The sequence below is a fragment of the Chamaesiphon sp. OTE_20_metabat_361 genome, assembly GCF_031364565.1.
The window spans coordinates 1-5,237 of the sequence record NZ_JANLWO010000292.1; the positions used below are offsets into that span (position 1 = coordinate 1).

At 47.2% G+C, this 5,237-nt stretch carries 3 protein-coding genes and 1 pseudogene; 1 reads left to right on the top strand and 3 read right to left on the bottom strand.

Annotation, left to right across the window (positions count from 1 at the left end; all coding sequences use genetic code 11):
* Window positions 1-2,100: M1 family metallopeptidase (locus RMO35_RS08650; RefSeq protein WP_309740276.1), on the top strand; the 2,100-nt coding region annotated here is incomplete at its 5' end.
* A gap of 130 nt (window positions 2,101-2,230) precedes the next feature.
* On the opposite strand, the gene RMO35_RS08655 is transcribed toward RMO35_RS08650, so the two are convergent.
* The 3 genes and pseudogenes from RMO35_RS08655 to RMO35_RS08665 form a co-directional block, all read right to left on the bottom strand.
* Window positions 2,231-3,457 carry a DUF790 family protein gene (locus RMO35_RS08655; RefSeq protein ID WP_309740277.1) on the bottom strand — a complete coding sequence of 409 codons (1,227 nt, stop codon included), beginning with the start codon at window positions 3,455-3,457 and terminating at the stop codon, window positions 2,231-2,233.
* 1 nt (window position 3,458) lies between these two features.
* Complete coding sequence (locus RMO35_RS08660) at window positions 3,459-4,022, bottom strand: Uma2 family endonuclease (RefSeq protein ID WP_309740278.1); 564 nt, start codon at window positions 4,020-4,022, stop codon at window positions 3,459-3,461.
* Window positions 4,023-4,110: 88 nt separating this feature from the next.
* Window positions 4,111-5,237 (bottom strand): annotated as a pseudogene (locus RMO35_RS08665) (hypothetical protein); the annotation flags it as partial.

Here is a 5,237-nt window from a genome sequence, read left to right on the forward strand (position 1 = left end):
GCTACTTCGGCAATTCGGGTGCAGGTGCCGAAGGATTTAGTGGCGATTTCTAATGGTGAATTAGTCGAGCAGACTGTCTTTGGTGAAGATCGGGTCTATCAATGTATGCAAAAGGAGATTCACCCGACATATTTGATGACGTTGGCGGTGGGCAGGTTTAGCGAGATTGCCGATAGTTGGAATGGTAAGCCAGTTACTTATTATGTGGAGCAAGGACTGGAAGAATCAGCGAAGCTGAGTATGGGGAAAACTCCCCAGATGATTGAGTTCTTTAGCAAGAAGTTTGGCTATCCTTATCCATTCCCTAAATATGCCCAAGTATGCGTCGCTGATTTCATCTTTGGCGGGATGGAAAATACTTCGACGACGTTATTAATGGATCGGTGTTTATTAGATAAACGAGCGTCTTTAGACAACTTTTTTACAGAGAGTTTAGTCGCTCACGAACTTGCTCACCAATGGTTCGGCGATTTGGTCGTAATTAAGCATTGGTCGCACGCGTGGATTAAGGAAGGGATGGCTTCTTACTGTGAGGTATTGTGGACGGAACATGAGTATGATAAAGATGAAGCCGCTTATTATTTACTCGGTGAAGCACGTAATTATTTAAGTGAAGATAGCGACCGCTATCGGCGTCCGATCGTCACGAATATCTATCGAGAAGCGATCGAACTATACGATCGCCACTTATACGAAAAAGGTGCCTGTGTTTATCACATGATTCGGGCGGAATTGGGCGATGAATCATACGATCGCTTCGTGCATACTTTTGTCAATGAAAACGCTCATAAAACTGTCGAAACGATCGATGTCCTGCGGGCGATCGATAAAGCAACCGGACGCAATTTAGCATATCTATTCGATCAATATGTCTATCGGGGCGGACATCCAGATTATAAGGTTGCCTACAGTTGGGATGGCGATAGTAATTTAGCCAAGCTGACGGTGACACAAACACAAGCGAAAGAAGGCGTGCATACGCTCACCAATGACTTATTCGATCTCAAAATTCCGATTGGTTTTGGTTATCTTAAAGATGGGATTGTTGACGTGAAAGTTACCAAAATTCGCGTCTATGAAAAAGAACAAGTCCTCTATTTTCCGCTCGAAACTAAACCCGATTTCATCAGCTTTGATGTGGGTAATAACTATTTAAAAACCGTCAGCCTCGAATACCCCTTACCCGAACTCAAAGCGCAGCTCAAGTCAGATCCAGACCCAATTTCGCGGATCTATGCCACAGTCGCGATCGCCAAAAAAGGCAATCTCGAAGCCGTCACCGCACTGACTGAATGCCTTGCAACTGAAAAATTCTGGGCAGTTCGACTCGAAGCCGCGCAACAGCTAGCAACGATTAAACTCGATATTGCAGTTACTAATTTAGTCGCCACAGTCGGCGATGAAGATCCCTTCGTGCGCCGCGCGATCGTCGATGAATTGGGTAATATTAAAACACCCGAAACATACGCCGCAGTCCAGCAAATTGTCACAGCCGGGGATGAGAGCTACTACGTCGAAGCCGCCGCCTGTCGCGCGTTGGGCGGGATGACTACCGCCAGCTTGAAGGATAAACAGGAAGAAGTAATTACCCTGCTCACCGAAGTCCTCAATACCCGCTCCGGCTGGAATGAAGTCGTCCGTGCAGGTGCGATCGGTGGTTTGAGCAAAATGACCGATTCAGAAACAGCTCTAAAAACCGTCATAGAGTACGTCAAACCGGGTATACCTCAACCACTGCGGTTGACCTCAATTCGTGCCCTTGGGGCGATTTCTAGCGGTCAATCCGATGCAAATACGATCGTCATCGTCGAGAAATTATCCGAGCTGTCGCGCGAATCGTTTTTCCTTACCCAAGTAGCTGTAGTCAATGCCCTGAGCCAGATGTCCACCGTCAAAGCGATCGGGGTATTGCAGGGTTTAGCCGCTCACAGTCCCGACGGACGCGTCAAACGGATGGCGGATGAAGGGGTGCAAAAAGTCCAAAAGAAAATCGGGACGGATGGAGCGGTAAAACAGTTACGAGAGGAGTTGGAAGAAGTCAAAAAAACCAATCAAGAGCTAAAAAGCCGCTTGGAAAATCTGGAGGCTAAGAGTAAATAGTATTTTAGTGGATAGTGTTTTAGTGGATAGTGAATAGCGCTCGTCGGGGAACCTGACGAGCGCGTATCCGCAATTCTCAATCCGCAATTCTCAATCCTCAATTCACTACCCACTATTCACTATCCACCATTCACTTAACCGGATCCAATACTTCTAATACCGACTTAGGTAATAGTTTGTCCTTAAACCAAATTACCTCACAAGGCAGATCTCTGGCATTGAGTCCGGCTTTTTCGAGATTCAATCGTTCGGAGATGGCTAAAATCAGATTTGTGCAGCCAGATTTTCGCACTTGAGCAAACTTTTTCTGCAAATATTCCGGTCGCCAATAACCGACAATTTCTAAGATATAATCCCGTCCGTCGGGATGTACCAACCGAAAATCGGGAATCATCACACTACCGGGAATGGGTAATAAATTCACTTCGCGTTCTAATACCCACTCGGTTTTGAGCTTATCCCAGCGATCGGCAAAACTCGCTTCGAGCATACTATCGTAGGATTTACCGGGTGGATAGTGGGTTTCCAATCCACATTTGTCGGTGAGACTATAGCGTCCGACTTTGATATTTCCGGTATAGAAATCCTTGGTTTGCAGCGTTGCGCTCAGGCTCCATTTAGTCACATGTAAAATTGCGGGAATTAACTTCGCGATCGCGAGTCCATAGCGGGTACTTGCTTTAAATAAACTCGTCGGGCCATCAACTTTAATTGTAAAACCAGTATCGGCATCACCTTCGATATAGGTCATCAATTGAAATAATTTCAGATATCGAAATAACAGCTTATATTGTCCGGGAACGTTGCGATGGGCGTTGATAGTTAGTTCGCTGGCACGATAAAATACGCCTTGAACTTGGGAAAGATTGTAGCGATGAATTAGGGCGATCGGATCGGGTGCGGTAAATTCGGTTAGAATGCGATTCTCGGGTAGATCGGCGTATAAACCTTGGGTAATTTGAGCGGGAATTATTTCGGTACTTAGTTCTTGGGAGAGATTGCTGGCAAGTGTGGCTAATGTGCTTTTACTATGCTCGACACTGGGGCTAGAAATCGCGGAGAGTGCGTAGACGCGTTCGCGCAATTCGGACGGCTGAAGCGGGCTGACAATCTCAAAGTTACTGAATGTTTGACTCTTGAGTAGATGGGCAAATCCCCGCTTGACGCGAAAGTCGGGGCTATCGCCTTCGAGTTGCAACAGCATCTCATCGAGTTGTCCCTGAGTGCCACCGACAACGGACGTGAAGCAGTCGATAATCTCGATCGCCATCTGGATATGGTGCGCGTCGATTTCGATGCGTTTGGGGACGATCGATTCGCCATTGTATCGATAAATCAGCAGATCGCCAGGTAGCATTTTAAGAGTTGGGAATTAGCCAGCTAAACATCTGTGTCGCCGTGAGATTTAGTTCGAGAAAGTCAGGAACGGGTAGATAGAGATCGCCAATAATTTCGACGGGTTGCTGTTTGGGGGAAAAGCAAATTACTAATTTTTCGGCTGGATCTACCAACCAGCCCAATTGTGTCCCGCAATCGAGACAGTGCAAAATCTTACTGATGGTTTTGGTAGGGCTTTGCTCGGGAGAGAGAATCTCAATCGTCCAATCGGGATAAGTCATGAAAGAATTACTAATTTCACCATTGGGATCGAACGGAATTCTTTGCCATCTAAATACTGCTACATCAGGCACAATTGACCGACCATCGAAGGTACAGCGTAGTTCGGGGAAAGCCATCCCTAATTGCTTTGACTCTACAGCTTCACTAATTGCATTGCACAACCTAAATTGTAGCCGAGAGTGTTTTCCTTGCGGCATAGTTTTTTGAACGGTCTGTCCGGCGATAAACTCACTAGCAGGCTTTGTTTCTGGTAATTTCAGAAATTCTTCTAGCTTCAGTAGGTTTAGAGCAACTCGTACCATAGGGCATTTACTTTAAGCTTTTATTCATCTTACCAAAGATGTGGATTGACAGTGCTGAAGTTATTCCCGATCGCGTAAAAATCCAAGACTAAAACCCATATCTCAGCGAGACACTAATCGTATTATCTTTGTAGACATTAGCGGTGGAGCCGAGGGTGCGCCGGAAATCAATTTCAGCGGCATTCCATCCTAAGTAGATCGCTGAATTAGAATTAGGATCTAGATCGTAACTGATATTTGCCCCAAATGGATTGGTCGAGATATTCCGATCGAAGGCACTGACAAATCCGCCTACTCTGAACCTGTCGCTAACTTTCCAGCTTAGATTAAAGATTGTTTTATTTTCAACTGACTCGGATAAGATATTACCAAAAAATTGGGTACCGCCGATCGAAATGTCACCGAAGTTTAGGGCGACGCCAGCATTGACGAAGCTTTGAGCGGAGCGAATCGGTAACGATTGGAGGGTAATCGAGCCATCGATAATATAATTGGCATTCACTCCCAAGGTGAGATTGTTGCGGGGATTGGCACCGAGCGGGATGGCTTGCGTCGCATTGACATAAAGCTGAGTCGAATATTCCGGATCTGGATTGAGATAGCCGATACCACCGACATTAAAACTCAAGCCCCGAGGATTGACGACGGCATAATCAGTGCCAACGTAGGCTTTAATATTGGTGGTAGTTTTTGGCTCGAATCCGGCATTGACGATCGCGCCTGTATAATACCGCCAGAGGCTATTTTCAGTCAGATTCGCCCCGGTAAAACTGATGTGGGGATAGTAATCCGTCCGCTGGCGGATCGTATCGGTATCGACGCGGGAGACATCCCGATTTAGGACGGTGACATAACCTTGTCCGTAGGCATTTTGCAAGCCGCTGGAATTAAAGCCAAAATTGTTGAGATTGACATCGACAGGGAGGCTCCCACCTTCACCGCCACCATTCGCGACGATGCGCGGTTCGCGGAGGGTAATGTAGCGATAATCCCGCAGATACTCGCGCTCGACGACGGGGGACATCCCCACCCACAGGGCTTGATGACTGGCTCCGGGCGGCACTTTGGGGTCGGCACCGAAACTCGGGGCATAACCCGTACCACCTTGATACACCGTCAGGCTATTGTCGGGGAGGCGAAGGGCACTGGCGACTCGATAGAGATTGGGATTGACGACGATCCGCGCGCCCGGTTTGCCAGGAGCGATACTGGGAC

Bases quoted from the DNA above. Each gene is read 5' to 3' on its own strand.
- RMO35_RS08660 (WP_309740278.1), bottom strand. From the start codon at position 4,022: ATGGTACGAGTTGCTCTAAACCTACTGAAGCTAGAAGAATTTCTGAAA.
- RMO35_RS08655 (WP_309740277.1), bottom strand. From the start codon at position 3,457: ATGCTACCTGGCGATCTGCTGATTTATCGATACAATGGCGAATCGATC.